The following is an 18,982-nucleotide window of genomic DNA, read 5'->3' on the forward strand; positions in this document are numbered from 1 at the left end:
GCGTGGTGATAAACATTGGCAAAACTTAAAATGAAGTCGGTTCAGATTATTGCGCTGCGGCAGGACAGAAAGCGACTTCTCGAACATTTGCAGGATTCGGAACTGATGCAGATTGAAAAAACCGAAACCTGTAAAAAAGGGTACGGCAAAATTGATATGACCTCACAAATTCAGATTTTTGAGAGGAATGTTAATCTGAGCGAAAACGCTTTGAAAATTCTCGACAGATATTCTCCCGAAAAGAAAAGTATTCTTTCGGCTTTCAGCGGCAGACGAGAGATTGACCCGGACGAAATCGGAGTTATAGCCTCTCACGCAGGAGAAGTGATTGATGTATGCAACAGAATCTGCGAGCTTAACAAGAAAATTGCCGACAACGAGGCTGAGCGAATACGAATAAAAACCGCCCTTGCTCAGCTTGAGCCTTGGAAAAATCTTGACATACCCATAAATACGCAGGACACAAAGACGACCGCCGTATTTATCGGCACAATTCAAAAGGAATACAACGAGGTATCGCTTTCAAAGGCGCTTGCCGGGATTGCTCCAAAGCTTGACTTCGACATTGAAATTGAATTTGCAGGCGAGGGTCTTACCTGCCTTGTGCTGTTTGCCCCCGTTGCACAAAGGGAGCTTGCGGAAAGCACACTTCGTGACATTGGGTTTGCCAAGCCGATTACAAGCGGAAATCTTACACCGCTTGCCGAAACAAAACGGCTGACGGAGCAAAAACAAAAGCTGAGCGAAAGCAGTGAAAACGCAAAGAAAGAGATAATTTCTTTTGCAGACAGGCGCAAGAAAATTAAAGACACGCAGGATTACTTCAGAATACGAGCCGACAAGTATGCCGTTATCGGCGAGCTTTGGCACTCACGAAATGTATTTGTCATTACGGGATATATTCCTGAGGAGGACTGTCAGAAATTGGAAAGGCTTTGCGAAAGGGTTTCCTCCTGCTATATAGAATTTGGCGAGGCTGACGAGGAAAAAGCACCTGTAAAGCTGAAAAACAACCGCTTTGCCGCTCCTGCGCAAAGCATTGTCAATATGTACTCTCCGCCGTCACACTATGACATTGACCCTACCCCACTGCTTGCGTTTTTCTTTTACTTTTTCTTTGGAATGATGTTCTCGGACGCAGGCTACGGACTTCTCATGGTGATAGGCACGGCACTTGCAATTAAAATTTTTAAACCCGACACCCAAATGAAAAACAGCCTTAAACTCTTTCAGTATTGCGGAGTTTCCACCTTTATATGGGGACTTATTTTTGCAAGTTTCTTTGGTGACGCTCCCGCCACTCTCTACAACTACTTTACCGGCGGAAATATTACAATGAAAGAGATTTTCCCATGGCCCACCATTGACCCGCAAAAGGACGCACTTATGCTTATGATAATCTCCATAGCGTTCGGACTTGTTCACATTCTCGTGGGTATGGGCTGTAAATTCTATGTCTGCCTTAAACACAAGGATTACGGCGGCGCATTCTTTGATACAGGCTTGTGGATGCTTATGCTCGCAGGCTTTGCCGTTCTCGCTGTGGGTATGGCAGTGGGTCAAACCCTCATTTACATTGGCGCAGGCATTGCCATTGCTTGTGCTGTGGGACTTGTGCTTACTCAGGGCAGGCACAAAAAGGGATTTGGCAAGGTTATAGGCGGACTTGCTTCCTTGTATGACATTACGGGTTACATCAGCGACCTGTTAAGCTACTCAAGACTTCTTGCGCTCGGACTTACAACGGGCGTTATGGCGCAGGTGTTCAATATGCTGTCAACTATGTTTGGCAAAAGCTGGTTTGGCATTATTTTACTGATTATTGTGTTCGTGATAGGACACGCAATAAATATCGGACTAAACGCACTCGGTTCGTATGTTCACACAATGCGACTTCAGTATGTTGAAATGTTCGGAAAATTTTACGAGGGCGGCGGCAAGGAATTTAAGCCGTTTAAGCTCAACAGCAAATATATAAAAATCAAGGAGGATAAATCAAAATGAATGGAATATTTTTCGCACTTTTAGGCGCATCAACAGCAACAGCACTTGCAGGAGTAGGCTCGGCAAAGGGTGTAGGCTCTGCCGCACAAGCCGCAATGGGAGTTCTCTCCGAGGACTCGTCAAAGTTCGGTAAAATGCTCGTGCTCACACTTCTCCCGGGTACTCAGGGACTTTACGGCTTTATCGTAGGCTTTCTTATTCTTGTAAGCGGCGGTGTTCTCGGCGGCGATATGCCAACCCTCGGTCAGGGACTTGCCTACTTTGCCGCATCTCTTGCTATCGGCATCGGCGGTATGATTTCAGGCTTTGCTCAGGGCAGGGCTGCCGTATCGGGTATTGCACTCAGCGCAAAAGATGACTCCAACTTTTCAAAGGCTATGGTTTCCGTAACCCTCGTTGAGATTTACGCTCTTCTTTCGTTTATAGTTTCACTCCTCGTTGTTATTACTGTTCCAAGCCTTAATATTTAACAGCGATATGATTATTACGATAGAAAGGTGGAATCACTTTGAACAGCGGTGACAAAATTTTAAATCGCATAAAACTTGACTGTGACGCAAGGATTAGCGAAATTAATGCCGAAACAGATAAAAAATGCGCACAGACAGCGGCGCAGGCAAAGCTCGATTCCGATAAGATTTCTGCTGAAATTGCCGACAAAGCACAACTAAAGGTCAAGCAAATGAGGGCGGCGTCCAAAAGCCGCTGCGAACTTGAAACACGCAATGCCTTTCTGAAAAGGCGGCGTGAGGAGATTGACAAAACATACAATGAAATTTTAAATAAAATTAACAATCTTTCAGATGAGGAATACTTTGAACAGATTTACACATTTGCCAAAAAGCTCAGCGGCAAAAGCGGAGTTGTAATGCTCGGCAAAAGGGATTTAAACCGACTTCCCAAGAATTTTATCGCAAGGCTTGCAGACTGCGGCGTAAAGGCAGAGCTTTGCCCCACTCCCTGCGACATTGAAAGCGGCTTTATTCTCAAATGCGGCGACATTGAAGAGAATATGGATTTCTCGGCGATTTTGTCTGAAAAACGGGATATTATCGAGGATTTTATAAATCAAGAGCTGTTTAAGGCATAAGGAGGGTAAGGATGGCATTATCTTATGAATTTTCCATCGGCTCCGTCCGTACAAAAGAAAAAAATCTGTTTACAAACGGCGACATTGAGCATATGCTTGCCTGCGAAAGCGAGGGCGGGCTTTGCCGATACCTGAGCGACAAGGGATACGGTGACGGCAGCGACATTGAGGAAATTTTAAAGTCGCACAGCCAGAGCGTGTGGGACTATATAAGGCGAACCGCACCCGACTTTGCGGTATTCACTCCGTTTTTGTATCTTAACGATGTTCACAACATTAAGGCGGTTTTAAAGGGTACGCTTTCGGGCAGGGAGTATGCGCATCTCATTACAGAGCCGAGTGTTTTTTCGGCTGACACACTCACAACCGCAGTTGAGAACAGGAAATTTTCGCTCCTCGGCGAGGATTTAAGCGCCCCTGCCGACAAAGCCTATGAGGTACTCGCACATACGGGGGATGCAAGGCTCAGTGACGCAATTCTTGATAAGGCATTTATGGAGCTTATCATCAGGACGGCGGAAAAATCGGGCAGCGAATTTATGGCTCAATATTTTAAAACAACCGTTTTCTACAACAATGTAAAAATAGCCATAAGAGGAGCTAAGGCGGACTGCGACAGAGATTTTTTTGAAAATGCAATATGCGGGGTGCAGGATTTCCCTCGCACAAAGGTTATAGACGCAAGCGTAAAGGGAGTGGAGCCGCTGCTCGATGTTCTGAGTAAAATTTCTGCATACGGCTGCAGCAAGGCGGCAGAGGAATACAAGCACTCGCCGTCAGCCTTTGAACGATTTGCAGACAACACGCTTATGAGCCTTACAAAAGAAAAATGCAAAGTAAGCGGTGACGGCGCAGACCCCATAACGGGATATCTGATTGCGAATGAAACCGAAAAAAAGGTAATTCACATCATAGCAAGCGGTATACGCACCAAAACCGACTATCAAACTATAAAAGAAAGGCTGCGTGAGGTTTATGGCTAAAAACATTGCCGTTATGGGCGACAGCGAAAGCATTAAGGGCTTTGCGGCAATCGGTATGGATATTTATTCTTGCGATGACAGCGAAAACGCTCCGCAGCTTTTCAGAAAGATTGCTGACGGTGACAACTATGCGGTAATTTTCATTACCGAAGAAATGTTTGAACTTGTTGAAAAAGAGCGCAAAAGATATGAAGAAAAAATGCTGCCTGCCGTTATCCCTATCCCCGGTGTGAGGGGCAATACGGGCATAGGCACAAAGAGGCTGTCGTCTTTTGTAGAAAAGGCAGTCGGTTCGGACATTATCTTCAATGATTGAGGTGTAAATTTTGAAATCAGGAATTATAACTAAGGTGGCAGGCCCTTTGGTAATTGCCGAGGGTATGCGTGACGCCGATATGTTTGATGTTGTGCGTGTAAGCAGTCAGCGACTTATCGGCGAAATAATAGAAATGCATGGCGACAAAGCGTCAATTCAGGTGTACGAGGAAACTTCGGGACTTGGCCCGGGCGAGGCAGTGGAGTCCACAGGCGCTCCGCTTTCGGTTGAATTGGGGCCGGGACTTATCGGCTCGATTTACGACGGTATTCAGCGACCGCTAAACGAAATTATGAAGATTGCAGGCACTAACCTCAAACGAGGTGTAGAGGTTGCGTCACTCGACCATAAAAAGAAATGGCACTTTACTCCGCTTGTGAAAAAGGGCGACAAGGTTGTGGCAGGCGACACACTCGGTACAGTACAGGAAACTCACGCTGTACTGCACAAAATACTTGTGCCAAACAAGGTAAGCGGTGTGGTGGAAAGCATAAGCGAGGGCGACTTTACGATAGACGAAACGGTTGCCGTTCTTAAAACAGACAAGGGCGCTACTGATGTGACAATGTGCCAAAAATGGCCTGTTCGCGTGGGCAGACCGTACAAGAGAAAGCTCTCGCCCGATATTCTCCTTACAACGGGACAAAGACCGATAGATACACTCTTCCCACTTGCAAAGGGCGGTGTGGCGGCTGTACCGGGGCCTTTCGGCTCAGGCAAAACGGTGGTTCAGCACCAGCTTGCAAAATGGGCGGCGGCAGATATTATCGTATATATCGGCTGCGGCGAGCGTGGCAACGAAATGACGGATGTACTGAACGAATTTCCCGAACTGAAAGACCCACGCACAGGCAACTCGCTTATGGAGAGGACTGTGCTGATTGCAAACACCTCGGATATGCCGGTTGCGGCTCGTGAGGCATCCATTTATACAGGCATAACCATTGCGGAGTATTTTCGTGATATGGGATACACGGTTGCGCTTATGGCGGACTCAACCTCTCGCTGGGCAGAGGCACTCAGAGAAATGTCGGGCAGACTTGAAGAAATGCCGGGTGAGGAGGGTTACCCTGCTTATCTTGGCAGCCGACTTGCTCAGTTTTACGAAAGGGCAGGCAGAGTTATTGTAAACGGCAGTGATGACACAGAGGGGGCACTTTCGGTTATAGGTGCGGTGTCGCCTCCTGGTGGTGATATTTCAGAGCCTGTATCGCAGGCAACGCTTAGAATTGTTAAGGTGTTCTGGGGACTTGACGCAAACCTTGCGTACAAAAGACACTTCCCCGCTATAAACTGGCTTACAAGCTATTCGCTTTATACGGATCAGCTTGCCGACTGGTTCGCTAAAAATGCCGCTCCCGACTTTATGGAGCTGCGTGGCAGAATAATGTCGCTTTTGCAGGAGGAGAGCGAGCTTCAGGAAATCGTAAACCTTGTTGGTATGGACGCACTCTCTGCTCCCGACCGACTTAAACTCGAAACCTCAAGGTCTATCAGAGAGGACTACCTGCACCAAAATGCCTTTGACCCGACCGACACCTACACCTCGCTTAACAAGCAGGTGCTTATGATGAGGGCAATTCTCACCTACTATGACAAGGCAAGAGAGGCGCTTGCAAACGGCGGCGACATTGAAATGCTTGTTAATCTGCCCGTTCGTGAGCGCATAGGCAGATATAAATATGAGCCTGAGGACAAGGTTCATGACGAATTTGAATTTATTAAGGCTCAGCTTGAAGCCGAAATTAAGGAAGTTCTTGAAAGGAGTGAGGACTGATGCCAAAGGAATACCGCACAATACGAGAGGTTGCAGGCCCACTTATGATGGTAAGCGATGTTGAGGGCGTAACATATGATGAGCTTGGCGAAATTGAACTGCCAAACGGAGAAACCCGCCGCTGTAAGGTGCTTGAGGTGGACGGCACAAACGCACTCGTTCAGCTTTTTGAATCCGCCGCAGGCATTAACCTTGCCAATTCAAAGGTGAGATTTTTAGGCAGGTCTATGGAGCTGCCCGTTTCTCCCGATATGCTTTCAAGAGTTTTTGACGGACTTGGAAATCCGATAGACGGCGGCCCTGCGCTCATTCCCGAAAAAAGGCTCGACATAAACGGCACACCTATGAACCCTGCCGCAAGAAACTATCCGCAGGAGTTCATTCAAACGGGAATTTCTGCCATTGACGGACTTAACACCCTTGTACGAGGACAAAAGCTGCCGATTTTCTCGGCATCGGGTCTGCCCCACGCTCAGCTTGCCGCTCAGATTGCAAGACAAGCTGCCGTAAGAGGCAAAGACGAGCAGTTCGCCGTAGTGTTTGCCGCAATGGGCATTACCTTTGAGGAATCCGACTACTTTGTGCAGTCCTTTAAAGAAACGGGAGCGATAGACAGAACGGTAATGTTTGTAAACCTTGCAAACGACCCTGCCATTGAGCGTATAGCAACTCCGAAAATGGCGCTTACCGCCGCAGAATATCTGGCATTTGACAGGGGTATGCATGTACTTGTAATAATGACCGACATTACAAACTATGCCGACGCACTCAGAGAGGTTTCGGCGGCACGCAAAGAAGTGCCGGGCAGACGAGGCTACCCCGGATATATGTATACAGACCTTGCCACCCTGTACGAGAGAGCAGGCAGATTAAAGGGCAAGGAGGGTTCAATCACACTTATTCCTATTCTTACAATGCCGGAGGATGACAAAACTCACCCTATCCCCGACCTTACGGGATACATTACAGAGGGACAGATTATTCTTTCTCGTGAGCTTTACAGAAAGGGAATTACTCCGCCTATTGATGTTCTTCCGTCGCTTTCAAGACTAAAGGACAAGGGCATTGGCCCTGACAGAACCCGTAAAGACCATGCGGCAACCATGAACCAGCTTTTTGCCGCATATGCACGAGGAAAAGACGCAAGAGAGCTTATGGTTATTCTCGGCGAGGCGGCGCTTACGGATATGGATAAAAAGTATGCCGAATTTGCCGAGGCATTTGAGAGAGAGTATGTGTCGCAAGGCTATGACACCAACCGCTCGATTGAAGAAACGCTTGATATTGGCTGGAAACTTTTGCATATTCTGCCGAGGAGCGAGCTAAAGCGAATAAAGGACGATATGCTCGATGAATTTTACGGAAAAGAATGACGCATTGAAGGTGTTTACAGATGGCAGTTTTAAATGTTAATCCCACCAGAATGCAGCTTAGCAAGCTGAAAAAGCAGCTTGCAACGGCTACTCGTGGTCATAAAATGTTAAAAGACAAGCGTGACGAGCTGATGCGCCGTTTTCTTGACCTTGTAAAGGAGAACAAGGCACTCAGAGAAAAGATAGAAAACGAGCTTGCTGAGTGCGGCAACCACTTTGTGAACGCAAGTGCGGTTATGTCTAAAGAGGCGCTTGACGCCGCATTGATGTCGCCAAAGCAGAGAATAAACCTTGAAATTTCATCAAAAAATGTAATGAGCGTGGATATTCCGCAGTTTACCACAAGCACACGAACGAGCAGCGAGGGAGATATTTTCCCCTATGGCTTTGCTTTTACTTCGTTTGAGCTTGACGATGCGGTAATGAGCCTGAACGACCTATTGCCCGACCTTATTCGTTTGGCAGAGATTGAAAAAAACTGCGAGCTGATGTCGGCAGAGATTGAAAAAACACGCCGCCGAGTAAACTCGCTTGAGCATGTTATGATACCGAGGTATCAGGAAACGATAAAGTACATTTCAATGAAGCTTGAGGAAAACGACCGCAGCAGCCGAACAAGGCTTATGAAAGTAAAGGATATGCTGCTCGATAAGGCGCACCACTATTCAGAACATTAGAATTTACAACAATAAACCGCACTTATGTAATTGCATAGGTGCGGTTAGGTTTTTGATGAATTAATGCGCAAAGCATAGTTTTATAAAATATTTTACACTTAACATTGTGTAATAACAAAATAAAAGCCAGGCATTACAAAACTTTCTGCAATGTTTGGCTTTTATGTTATGTCAGCAAAAATCTGTTTACCTGCATAGTGCAAATTCGGTACGCTTTTTCATATCCTTTGCTCTTTCGTCCGAAACATAAATTCGTGAGCGTATTTTTGCCACGCAGTCATCATTGCAGGCATCAACAAACACGCTGAATACATTTGATTCATCTCTGAGAATGTAGTCGGCACATTTGCCGAGGATTTACCGCTTACATTAGGCGAGGCTGAAAATCCCTTTAAATCAACATTCATAATGCTTTTTATGGTGTTGATAGCCGCAAGTCCGTCTGCGCCTGCCTTTTCGCAAAGAGAGGCAAGTTTTGTCCACTCGTCTTCGTTACTGCCCATAATAGAGGCAATAATTACCTTGGTGGGATAATTTTCCTTTAGCTTTTTGAAAAAATCAAGATTTTCTTCAAGAGAATAGGTTGATATCTGTTCAATATTTTTAAAACCGACAAAAGCCGTGTCTTCCTTGTCAAGCTCTGAAAATCGGGAAGAAACCTCGTTTGGAGTAAACACACCGATTGTTTTAAACGCTACTCCTGCCCAGCCCTCGTCAAAAGCCTTGGCTACCATTTCGTAATTACTGCCGACTACCGAGGACGAAAGGAAAAATGGATTTTCACACCTTACTCCGCAAAGGTCTGTGCTCAAGCACAATGCGTAAAACGACAGCTATGTTTTGCCGACATTATTTTGTATGTTTTTATTTACAACAGACAACTTGCGCATAATATTGCCGTTGCTTAACGATATTTTACTATGTTTTGCATACAAAAAATTACGAACCTGTTTATCAGCTAAAAACAAGTCCGTAATTTTAAAAATCAAATCAGATTATAAATTGTTTTCCTTTGTCTTTCTTCTCTTATGCTTTTTCTCTGTGAGGGGAGTCATACTCTTGGCACAAATAAGCATTGTGGAAGAATTGTGGAGCAATGCCGACATTGACGGAGAGATAATGCCCAAAAAGCCCGATGCCATTAATGCCGAATTAAAGCCGACGATAAATCTGTAATTTCGGTTAATTCTGTCCATTAAGGCTGTACTTATGGTTCTGATTCTTGCAAGCTCTGTAAGGTCTGTACCCTTGATTGTAATGTCTGCGGTTTCCCTTGCAATATCCGAGGCATCTCGCATAGCAACCGATACATTCGCCGCCGCAAGTGCAGGGGTATCGTTGATACCGTCACCAACCATAATTACGCCCTTGCCGCTCTTTTTAAGCTCCTCAACATACTTATGCTTGTCCTCAGGCAAAACCTGACATCTGTATTCTGTAATGCCGAGCATTTCTGCGGTCATTTGTGCGGCTTTCTGGCTGTCGCCCGTAAGCATAATAACCCTTTCTATGCCCTGATTTCTGAGCATTTCAATGGCTTTTGCCGCCTCTGCCCGTGGTGGGTCGCTAATGCACAACGCACCCACAAGCTCGCCGCCTATGGCAAGATAAAGCACCGAGCAAGCGCCCGACTTTTCATCAATAATATTCTGCTGTTCCTCGGTTACGGTAATCTGCTCGTCCTCAACCACAAAGTGCTTGCTGCCGATTACTGTCTTTTTGCCATGGAGTGAAGTGGCTATTCCGTGAGCTACAATATATTCAACATCTGTATGCTCTTCTATGTGAGAAAGTCCTCTTTCGCTTGCGGCATTTACAACGGCATTTGCCACGCTATGCGGAAAATGCTCCTCAAGGCAAGCGGCTATTGTGAGAATTTCGTCCTCCGAATAATCGCTGAAAGAAATTACCTTTTCGAGTTTTGGCTCTGCGTTTGTGAGCGTACCTGTTTTGTCAAAAACAATGGTGTCAGCGTGAGCGTAAGCCTCAAGATACTTGCCGCCCTTTACTGTAATATCGTGGTCGGCAGCCTCTTTTATCGCCGAGATTACGGCTATCGGAGTAGACAGCTTAATTGCACACGAATAGTCTACCATAAGCAAGGATACCGCCTTGGTAATATTCCTTGTGAGAATTAATGTTGCCAAAAATCCCAAAAAGCTGAACGGCACAATGCGGTCTGCCAAGGTTTCGGCTCTGCTCTGCACTCCTGCCTTCAGGTTTTCGGAATTATCAATAAGCTCAATAATCCTGCTGATTTTTGTGTTTGACGAAAGCGCCTTTACATTAACAACAATGTTGCCGTCCTCAATCACAGTGCCGGCAAATACGGTTATTCCCTCTCGCTTGGCAACAGGCAGAGGCTCGCCTGTCATAGACGCCTCGTTTACGGTTGCCTCACCCGACACAACAACACCGTCAACAGGGATAACATTGCCTGTCTGCACTCTGATATTGTCGCCCTCCGAAAGCTCGGAAATAGGAATAAGCACATCCGAATTATCGGCGGTTACAAGCCACACCTTGTCGGTTTTAATTGCAAGGCTGTCGGTAAGCACAGCCTTTGTGCGAGCGTGGGTATAATCCTCAAGCATACCCGATACCGAAAGCAAGAACATAATAGTGCCTGCGGTCTTAAAGTTTCTTTGCAGCAGGCAGGTTGCAATAGACGCACCGTCAAGCACATCTACATTGAGCTTGCAGTTCCACAAAGCCTTTAAGCCTTTCTTTATGTATCGGATACTTCTGTAAATTGTAATTACAGTTCTGATTGGTGCAGGCAAAATTAAATTTTGCAAAAATCTTTTTGCAATGCACGAAATCAGATTTGTTTTAAAATTATTGTCAATATCCTTAACGCTGACAGTTTTCTTTGCCTTTACAGGCACAAGCGAACTGCGCTCTATTGAGGCAACCACATTGATTACATTCTGACGATAACCGCTGCTGTACATAACAAGGATACCGCCGTTTTCGGCATTTACCTCAACCTTTTTTACATAGCTTTTTTCAATTAATAAATTATAAATATAACCCTCATACGCCTTATCAAAAGCATATGCGCCGCAACGAAATCTGATTCGCTGCGGCTTATCATACACAATAGAATATTTCATTATTCTTCAACTTCTGCTTCAGTTTCTTCTGCAATGCCTGCCTCGGTCTTTGCGTCGTAGCAAAGGTCGGCTGCCTCATCCTTCATACTCTGGAACTTAGCTTTTGCGTCCTTCTGGAGCTTCATACCCTTGGCAAGACCTGTTACTGCTGCGCTGCGGGTCTTTGGTGAAGTAAATACTTTTTTACCAACGATAACTGCTGCCGCACCTGCAACAACACACCATAATTTTTCATTTTTTAAAAAATTCTTCATAACTGTTCCTCCTAAGATTTTGATAATTATATTATACTCATTTGTCGAAATTTGTCAATAATACAGACGAAAAATCATCTGTCTTTTGTAGACTATCCCAAACTGACATCTAAAATCATCATAATTACAAACCCAACGGCAACACCTATTGTGCCGACATTTGAGTGGTTTCCGCTTTGCGATTCGGGAATAAGCTCCTCTGTAACAACATAAATCATTGCTCCTGCCGCAAATGACAAAAGATACGGCAATATTTGCGTTACAATTCCTGCAAAAATCAGTGTAATTATCGCACCTATCGGTTCAACAACACCCGAAATCACACCGTAATAAAACGATTTTATTTTGGAACAGCCGCCGTCCTTGAGCGGCAAAGATATTATTGCGCCCTCAGGGAAATTTTGAATTGCAATTCCTATGGCAAGCGAGATTGCGCCCGCAACGGATATGCCTGTATTCTCGGTAAGTGCTCCTGCAAGCGTTACGCCCACCGCCATACCCTCCGGAATGTTGTGCAGGGTAACCGCAAGCACAAGCATGGTGTTTTTGGAAAGCCTTGTTTTTACGCCCTCGGGTTTGTCGCTGTTTAAATGCAAATGCGGAATTACGCTGTCGAGCAAAAGCAGGAAAACTATGCCGAGCAAAAAGCCGATTGCAGACGGCAGCCACGCAACTGTATTTTGCTTTTCCGCCATTTCTATTGACGGAATTATCAGCGACCATACAGACGCCGCTATCATAACGCCTGAGGCAAATCCGAGCAAGAATTTTTGGAATTTCTCGTTGATTTTATTTTTGGTAAAGAAAACCATTGCAGAACCCAAGGAAGTGCCCAAAAACGGAATTAAGAGTATTGCTGTTTCTTGTAAAAGCATTTTTCACCGCCTTTCACCTAATTTTATGCTAAAAGATAAGCGAATATCTTTTATTGCTAAATTTTCCGGCCTGCCGCCTGCTGACGGGCATTAACAAAGCTCCTGTAAATGCCGCCCTCCTGCATAAGCTGAGTGTGTGTGCCGAGCTGAGCAATTTTGCCGTTTTCCACAACTGCGATTTGGTCTGCGTTGCGAACGGTTTTTAGCCTATGCGCAATCATAATGATTGTTTAGGGCTTTGGTTTTTTCGACCGCATTTTTAAAGTTTTCTTCATAGCCGATAAACATTCCAAGGGTTGAGCAAAAGCCGAGCACGCTGAAAGTAGCCTTGTGCGAAAATGCCGTTGAAACTGAATGAAAAATCTCAGCTATAACAAACGAGCCTGCAATCATTGCAATTTCAATAAGATAGGTTTTTAGGTCTTTTTCACCGTTTATCAGCCTGTTGATAACATCGCCGATGATAAAAAACGGTATCAGCTTGAACAGTACATTAAAAACCGCAAGCACAATGCTGAGCGCATAGAGAATTTTTTGCTTGCCTGCCCACTGCATAATCCAAGCTGCCGGGGATTTTTCTTTTTCCATTATTTCACTCTCCTTTAAATTCAGTTAGTTTGAGCTAACTTTTTGTTTAAAAAAATTCGTATCAGTAAGTAGATACGAAATTTTTTATTGATTTAAAACGAAATTCCAAAAAGTTTTTCCCAACCGCCGGTATAAAACTTTTTCAGCATTTTTACACGCTCAACAGCCTTGCTTTTTTCCATATCGTGAGCCACAATCTCAAACATTGCCGAAAACATTCCGCTTGACACCATATGGACAAAGTCTTTGTCAAGCCTCGGAATATTTGTACCGCTGTTTCTCATATCCTCAATAAACCTAAGTGTTGAGTCGGTTTCCTTTTCAACAAGATTATGAATAAACGAAGTAAAAGGTGTGCCGTCTGCCTTGCACAGCAGCAGCTTAAAATTATCATAATGCTCGTAAATGTAATCAAGCATTTCGGAAATAGAATCGGTAGAAACCCTTATCATTGCTTTTTGCTGTTCTTCGCTCGTTAAGGTTTGGAAATTCTGCAATGTAACATCGTAAATTGAATATATTTTGTTTGCATACGGTTCAACAAGGGCGGCAAAAAGCGATTCTTTAGTAGAATAATACTTGTAAAAAGCACCCGTAGTCAGTCCTGCATTTTTAACTATCTGCCTTAATGAGGCATTGGCAAAGCCTTTGTCCATAAACTCAGCAAGCGCCGCCTTTTCAATTTTTATCTTTGTGTCTTCATTGCCTGTCATTTACTTTACCTCACAACAAAAAGATAACAGCGTTATATAACACTGTTATCTTAACATCAATTTATTGATTTGTCAATATGCAGTCTAAAAAATATTGTTGTAAAAAACAAGCGATAGCTGAAAACTACCGCTTGTAAAAATATGCTGTTAATTATTTATAATAACAGTTATGTATAATAGGATATATATTGCAGTCTGTATTAAATATCCATTGCAATGTATAATTGAATCTCGGTTGCATCAAAAATTGTGAGCTTACCGTCGCTGTTCATATCAACACAATTAAAGAGTTCTCTGTTTGTTTCATCTATATAGGCCGAGCCGTCATTATTTAGCTGATCAACCAAGTGTCTTTGCAAATATGTAACATCGTTTACATTTACAATGCCGTCTTGGTTTGCGTCGCCTTTTAAATATTGCTTATTCTGAACAAGAGCATATACACTCAAATGGTTGGTGGTAAATACATAACATCCGTCTATATATTCTGCGTTCATATCTTCGGCTGTGCCGTCATCCTTTAGCCACATTACCTTGCAATCTTTTACATCACTTGGAATTTTTATTGTTATTGCTCCGTCAGGCTGTATAGCTATGCCGTCCTTTTGCAAAGTAATGTCATATGTAGCAACTGATTTTTCATAGGTATTTTCCAGCTTACTTACATTTAAATCGGCATTACTATTTACCACACCACTGACTGATATGCTTGTAGCTTTGTCGGTTAATGTTCTTTCCTCAGCAAGATTTATAAATTCAAATCCATTATTAAGAGCATATTCTTCTGCAGCTGTATTTTTGTAACCGTAAATTGTTAAATTGTCGCAATACATAAACGCACATTCCCCAATGCTTGTAACACTATCAGGGATTGTTATGCTTGTCAGACTTTTGCAATTTCTAAATGCTCCTTCTCCTATGCTTGTAACACTGTCCGGAATTGTTATGCTTGTCAGACTTTTACAACCGTAAAATGCTCCGTTACCTATGCTTGTAACACAATCAGGGATTGTTATGCTTGTCAGACTTTTACAACCATAAAATGCCTTCTTCTCTATGCTTGTAACGCTATTTGGAATGGTTATATTTTCTAGACTTGTGCAATTTTCAAATGCACTCCCACCTATGTTTGTAACACTGTCCGGTATTGTTATGCTTGTCAAACTTGTGCAATTTTCAAATGCACTCCAACCTATGCTTATAACACTGTTTGGAATGGTTATGCTTGTCAGACTTTCGCAATATTCAAATGCACTCTGGCCTACGCTTTTAACACTATCCGGAATTGTTACGCTTGTCAGACCTTTGCAACATTGAAATGCACTTTCTTCTATGCTTGTAACACTGTTTGGAATTGTTATACTTGTCAGACCTTCGCACCATTCAAATGCACTTTCTTCTATGCTTGTAACACTGTTTGGAATTGTTATACTTGTCAGACCTTCGCACCATCCAAATGCACTTTCTTCTATGCTTGTAACGCTGTTTGGAATTGTTATACTTGTCAGATTTGTGCAATCATAAAATGCTCTGTAGCCTATGCTTGCAACACTATCAGGAATGACTATATTAGTATTAGCAGGCATATCGCCTTTATATCTATATAATATTTTTCCAATATATACTATACCATCCGGCTTAGAATCATACCAAGGTGTATTATCGAAAGCCTCTAATCCAATACTTGTAATACTATTTGGTATTGTTATACTAGTCAGACTTGCGCAATCATAAAATGCACACCAGCCTATGCTTATAACGCTGTCTGGAATGGTTATGCTTGTAAGACTTGTGCAACCGTAAAACGTATAATTTCCTATGCTTGTAACGCTGTTTGGAATGGTTATGCTTGTAAGACTTGTGCAACCGTAAAACGTAAAATTTTCTATGCTTGTAACGCTGTTTGGAATGGTTATGCTTGTAAGACTTGTGCAACCGTAAAACGTATAATCGCCTATGCTTGTAACACCATTAGGGATTGTTATGCTTGTCAGACTTGCACAATAATAAAATGCATCATCGCCTATGCTTGTAACGCTATCAGGAATTGTAATATTGGTCAAATTTTCACAGAAGCAAAAAGCTTTGTAGCCTATGCTCGTAACGCTGCACGGAATGGTTATGCTTGTCAGACTTTTACAACCGTAAAACGTATAATCTCCTATGCTTGTAACGCTGCACGGAATGGTTATGCTTGTCAGACTTTTGCAATTTCTAAATGCTCCTTCTCCTATGCTTGTAACGCTATCAGGAATTGTAATATCGGTCAAATTTTCACAATCACCAAAAGCATCGTTGCCTATGCTCGTAACACTATCAGGTATTGTTATACTTGTTATACCTAAACCATCAAATGCGCAGTCACCAATTCTCGTAATACCGTTGGAGATATTTACAGTATTTATATTTAATTTTAAATACCAAGGACTATTATAGTTGTATGCAACATTATAATCTTCAATATCGCCCTCACCAGAGATATATAATTTTCCGTCGCTATAAAGAGTCCAATAAACTTTATCTCCACATTCTCCTTTATCTATTACAGTAGACGGTAAGTTATATCCAACATTTACCGTCTGCGTTGCGGTAAAGCCGCCGTCTTCTGTTGTTGCGGTTACAATAACCGTACCTTTGCCCTTTTGTGAGGCAAAGCCTCCGTCGGACGGAACACTGAGTATAGACGGGTCAGAGCTTGTGTACACTACTTTTTTATTGGTAGCATTTTGAGGATAAACATCAGCGTTAATTAAACAGATATCCTCTGTACTGTTTAAAGTAATTTCAGCATTTTTAAAGGAAATACCCGTAACAGGGATATTTACTTCCGAGTCACCTGATTGAATAGCATCAACAAGCTCGTCAAGTCCGGTAGATTTATAATAATTATCGGCTGATTTTTCTAACAATTCAAGAAGTTTTTTTCTGTTATTTATCTGAGTGTCGCAAAAATTATTAAGCTCGGCGGCATTTTCTATGTTTTCCTTGAAAAATATCTGCTCAACTATGCTATGAATCGGTCCGCCGTCAACAATACCGTCAATAAAGGTTTTTGTATAATCCAATCCATACACCTGATACTCTATGTATGCTTTGTAACACTGAATAAGAATTTCTGCATTTTCAACGGTTCCGTTGCTTTTATAATCGTTATACGATTTATCTAATGCACTTCTGAAATATGTATCAACTATATACAATACAAGTAATTTGAAATTATTTGAGGCAGTTTCGCTGGAGTTAAACAATACATCCAATGTCATTTTTTCAATATCTATCGCAGCTAATATCGGAGCAATCGGACTGTCTTTTACAATTAAGTCCCAGGCTGTATCCAAAAAATTATTCCAGATTTTTTCCATTAATTTACCGCTTACATAATCTATTGATGTTTCTTCCATATGTGCTATTATATCATCAACAGCCTTTGTAAAGTATTCATTGTCTGTAACTTTTGATTTCGCCAATTTTAACATCTCAATGCGCTCAGATTTTGCATTAAGCAAAACTTGATATTCAGAAACTGCTTCAACTAACTCAACAGCATTTGAGCAGCCTGATGACAATGTACCCAATAGCTCTTTACTTATTTTTATGTCATCAATATTTGAAATAATGTTTTCATACTCATCTTTTGGTATTTCTTTTAGCTGTTTTAAAAAATCCTTATATGACGGATTTTCAAATTTATCAATATATTTATCAGCTAACTTGTCATATATTGATGTAGCTAAACTCATTTCCTGACTGTTCAAAACTCCGGAAGTATCTAACTGCTTTTGATCATATTTTAAAAAGCCCATAAGCATAACTTCATAAAAATATGATGGATTTCTTTGAAAATCAGAATTAAATGCAGCATTCCAAAAGTTTGAAGTCCAACAAAGCACACCATCATCTAACATAAGCTCCGTTAGAGTGTAGTAAAGCGGATCCTGCATACTTTTTAATAAGTTATAATAACTATCTCCATCATTGTTATAACCGTTTGCTATAATATTTGCCTGAAATAATGGTACACCGGTTTTTTCAACACCGCTGCTTTGAACATTCGTTGTAGTTTCTGCGGCATTTACTGATGTAGGAATAAGCCACATACTACTGAAAGTAATTATTCCGGCAAGTAATATTGATAATATTTTTTTCAAAGTTAATTCCTCCTTAAAATAATATTAAATAAATTAGCCTTTTGTTGAAATATAAATCTGAAGTTCGGTTACATCTGCAACTGTGAGCTTGCCGTCCTTGTTCATATCAATGCAGTCAAACAACAGCTTGTTTGTTTCGTCAATAAAAGCCGAACCGTCGGTGGTTTTTTTGCCTGCAATGTGCATTTGCAAGTATGTAACATCATTTACATTCACAATGCCGTCTTGGTTTGAGTCGCCTGTAACGGCTTCATCATCCAATGCAATAAATTCAAATCCATTATCCAGAGCATATTTTTCGGCAGCAGTATTATTGTAGCCGTAAATTTTAAAATCATTTACATGTATATTTCCACCCATTCTAAACAAGTATCCAAATGCGTCAGAATCGATAGTTGTTAATTCTGTTGGTAAAGTCACCTTTACCAAATTAGGGCAATCCATAAACGCACCGTAGCCCACTGTTGTTATGTTTTGCGGCAACGATATATACTGTAAATTTGTATCATCTCTGAACGCATATGGCAATATGTCAGTAACGGTATTTGGTATGTCATAAGTACTTTGCATTTTATTAGGATATTTTACAATTTCTGTTTTATCTTTATTAAGCAAAATTCCATCTACGCTTGAGTAATATTTATTGTTGCTATCAACATTTATACTATAAAGCTTAGTATCGAGCAAAAAGCAAAACACACCAATATATGTTACGCTTTCCGGTATTTCTATACTTTCAAGATTACAGCAATCCCAAAACGCATAATTTCCAACACCTGTAATACCCTCACCAACTATAACCTTCTTAATTCGATTACGGTCCTCATACCAAGGTATTCCTTCTTCGTCATAACCTGATTCATCTTCGTTGATAATTCCGCTTCCACTAATGTGAAGTGTTCCGTTTAAATCAATATTCCACTTAATATCGTTTTGACTTTGGAAATCCGCCAAAGCAACAGGTGCATTGCTGTCAACAGTAGCCGCACTTACTGATAAAGCCGAAAATGCACTTACGGTCATTAATGCTGATAATATTATTGCTGTTATTCTTTTTGTATTTTTCAT

The 18,982-nt window shown here is 42.2% G+C and carries 16 protein-coding genes and 1 pseudogene; 8 read left to right on the top strand and 9 right to left on the bottom strand.

Annotated features, from left to right (window positions below; genetic code table 11):
- The first annotated feature begins 15 nt into the window (after nucleotides 1–15).
- Genes DXC23_RS04110 through DXC23_RS04145 form a run of 8 tightly spaced genes read left to right on the top strand, consistent with a single transcriptional unit; the run spans nucleotide 16 to nucleotide 8,220 of the window.
- On the top strand, nucleotides 16–2,004 hold the full coding sequence (locus DXC23_RS04110; protein WP_117704888.1) for a V-type ATP synthase subunit I: 1,989 nt from the start codon (nucleotides 16–18) through the stop codon (nucleotides 2,002–2,004).
- Nucleotides 2,001–2,474, top strand: a complete 474-nt coding sequence (locus tag DXC23_RS04115; protein WP_117704889.1) for a V-type ATP synthase subunit K — start codon at nucleotides 2,001–2,003, stop codon at nucleotides 2,472–2,474. Before DXC23_RS04110 ends, DXC23_RS04115 begins: the two co-directional genes overlap by 4 nt.
- Before the next feature lie 38 nt (nucleotides 2,475–2,512).
- A complete protein-coding gene (locus DXC23_RS04120) occupies nucleotides 2,513–3,094 on the top strand; it encodes a V-type ATP synthase subunit E (protein ID WP_158552430.1) in 582 nt (193 codons plus the stop codon).
- Between the two features lie 11 nt (nucleotides 3,095–3,105).
- On the top strand, nucleotides 3,106–4,077 hold the full coding sequence (locus DXC23_RS04125; protein ID WP_117704891.1) for a V-type ATPase subunit: 972 nt from the start codon (nucleotides 3,106–3,108) through the stop codon (nucleotides 4,075–4,077).
- Entirely contained in the window at nucleotides 4,070–4,393 is a 324-nt protein-coding gene (locus tag DXC23_RS04130; RefSeq protein ID WP_117704892.1) for a V-type ATP synthase subunit F, read from the top strand. Before DXC23_RS04125 ends, DXC23_RS04130 begins: the two co-directional genes overlap by 8 nt.
- Before the next feature lie 10 nt (nucleotides 4,394–4,403).
- Nucleotides 4,404–6,170 (top strand): V-type ATP synthase subunit A, encoded by a 1,767-nt coding sequence (locus DXC23_RS04135; protein ID WP_117704893.1) that lies wholly within the window; start codon nucleotides 4,404–4,406, stop codon nucleotides 6,168–6,170.
- Nucleotides 6,170–7,543: a V-type ATP synthase subunit B gene (locus DXC23_RS04140; RefSeq protein WP_117704894.1), complete on the top strand. Its 1,374-nt coding sequence runs from the start codon at nucleotides 6,170–6,172 to the stop codon at nucleotides 7,541–7,543. Before DXC23_RS04135 ends, DXC23_RS04140 begins: the two co-directional genes overlap by 1 nt.
- 20 nt (nucleotides 7,544–7,563) lie before the next feature.
- Nucleotides 7,564–8,220, top strand: coding sequence for a V-type ATP synthase subunit D (locus DXC23_RS04145; protein WP_117704895.1), 657 nt, complete (start codon nucleotides 7,564–7,566; stop codon nucleotides 8,218–8,220).
- 350 nt (nucleotides 8,221–8,570) lie between these two features.
- Here the strand turns inward: DXC23_RS04145 and DXC23_RS04155 are convergent.
- The 9 genes and pseudogenes from DXC23_RS04155 to DXC23_RS04190 all read right to left on the bottom strand — a co-directional run.
- Nucleotides 8,571–9,053 (bottom strand): annotated as a pseudogene (locus tag DXC23_RS04155) (hypothetical protein); the annotation flags it as partial.
- A 162-nt stretch (nucleotides 9,054–9,215) separates the two neighbouring features.
- Nucleotides 9,216–11,336, bottom strand: coding sequence for a heavy metal translocating P-type ATPase (locus DXC23_RS04160; protein ID WP_117704897.1), 2,121 nt, complete (start codon nucleotides 11,334–11,336; stop codon nucleotides 9,216–9,218).
- Nucleotides 11,336–11,590, bottom strand: a complete 255-nt coding sequence (locus tag DXC23_RS04165) for a DUF1490 domain-containing protein (protein WP_117704898.1) — start codon at nucleotides 11,588–11,590, stop codon at nucleotides 11,336–11,338. The genes DXC23_RS04160 and DXC23_RS04165 overlap by 1 nt, the downstream gene beginning before the upstream one ends.
- A 92-nt stretch (nucleotides 11,591–11,682) precedes the next feature.
- Entirely contained in the window at nucleotides 11,683–12,465 is a 783-nt protein-coding gene (locus DXC23_RS04170) for a ZIP family metal transporter (RefSeq protein ID WP_117704899.1), read from the bottom strand.
- Nucleotides 12,466–12,521: 56 nt separating this feature from the next.
- A complete protein-coding gene (locus DXC23_RS12395) occupies nucleotides 12,522–12,686 on the bottom strand; it encodes a hypothetical protein (RefSeq protein WP_158552431.1) in 165 nt (54 codons plus the stop codon).
- Nucleotides 12,673–13,053, bottom strand: coding sequence for an ABC transporter ATP-binding protein (locus DXC23_RS04175; protein ID WP_117704900.1), 381 nt, complete (start codon nucleotides 13,051–13,053; stop codon nucleotides 12,673–12,675). The genes DXC23_RS12395 and DXC23_RS04175 overlap by 14 nt, the downstream gene beginning before the upstream one ends.
- A 92-nt stretch (nucleotides 13,054–13,145) precedes the next feature.
- Nucleotides 13,146–13,766 carry a TetR/AcrR family transcriptional regulator gene (locus DXC23_RS04180; RefSeq protein ID WP_117704901.1) on the bottom strand — a complete coding sequence of 207 codons (621 nt, stop codon included), beginning with the start codon at nucleotides 13,764–13,766 and terminating at the stop codon, nucleotides 13,146–13,148.
- Nucleotides 13,767–13,966: 200 nt separating this feature from the next.
- Nucleotides 13,967–17,914, bottom strand: a complete 3,948-nt coding sequence (locus DXC23_RS04185) for a leucine-rich repeat protein (RefSeq protein ID WP_117704902.1) — start codon at nucleotides 17,912–17,914, stop codon at nucleotides 13,967–13,969.
- Nucleotides 17,915–17,947: 33 nt separating this feature from the next.
- Nucleotides 17,948–18,982, bottom strand: coding sequence for a leucine-rich repeat protein (locus DXC23_RS04190; RefSeq protein WP_117704903.1), 1,035 nt, complete (start codon nucleotides 18,980–18,982; stop codon nucleotides 17,948–17,950).

The sequence above is a fragment of the Eubacterium sp. OM08-24 genome, assembly GCF_003438075.1.
Classification (GTDB): domain Bacteria; phylum Bacillota; class Clostridia; order Oscillospirales; family Acutalibacteraceae; genus Ruminococcoides.

Excerpts from the sequence above, each read along its gene's own strand:
- DXC23_RS04190 (WP_117704903.1), bottom strand. The coding sequence starts at position 18,982 with ATGAAAAATACAAAAAGAATAACAGCAATAATATTATCAGCATTAATG.
- DXC23_RS04160 (WP_117704897.1), bottom strand. The coding sequence starts at position 11,336 with ATGAAATATTCTATTGTGTATGATAAGCCGCAGCGAATCAGATTTCGT.
- DXC23_RS04180 (WP_117704901.1), bottom strand. The coding sequence starts at position 13,766 with ATGACAGGCAATGAAGACACAAAGATAAAAATTGAAAAGGCGGCGCTT.
- DXC23_RS04165 (WP_117704898.1), bottom strand. The coding sequence starts at position 11,590 with ATGAAGAATTTTTTAAAAAATGAAAAATTATGGTGTGTTGTTGCAGGT.
- DXC23_RS04170 (WP_117704899.1), bottom strand. The coding sequence starts at position 12,465 with ATGCTTTTACAAGAAACAGCAATACTCTTAATTCCGTTTTTGGGCACT.
- DXC23_RS04140 (WP_117704894.1), top strand. The coding sequence starts at position 6,170 with ATGCCAAAGGAATACCGCACAATACGAGAGGTTGCAGGCCCACTTATG.
- DXC23_RS12395 (WP_158552431.1), bottom strand. The coding sequence starts at position 12,686 with ATGATTGCGCATAGGCTAAAAACCGTTCGCAACGCAGACCAAATCGCA.
- DXC23_RS04115 (WP_117704889.1), top strand. The coding sequence starts at position 2,001 with ATGAATGGAATATTTTTCGCACTTTTAGGCGCATCAACAGCAACAGCA.
- DXC23_RS04175 (WP_117704900.1), bottom strand. The coding sequence starts at position 13,053 with ATGGAAAAAGAAAAATCCCCGGCAGCTTGGATTATGCAGTGGGCAGGC.
- DXC23_RS04145 (WP_117704895.1), top strand. The coding sequence starts at position 7,564 with ATGGCAGTTTTAAATGTTAATCCCACCAGAATGCAGCTTAGCAAGCTG.
- DXC23_RS04130 (WP_117704892.1), top strand. The coding sequence starts at position 4,070 with ATGGCTAAAAACATTGCCGTTATGGGCGACAGCGAAAGCATTAAGGGC.
- DXC23_RS04125 (WP_117704891.1), top strand. The coding sequence starts at position 3,106 with ATGGCATTATCTTATGAATTTTCCATCGGCTCCGTCCGTACAAAAGAA.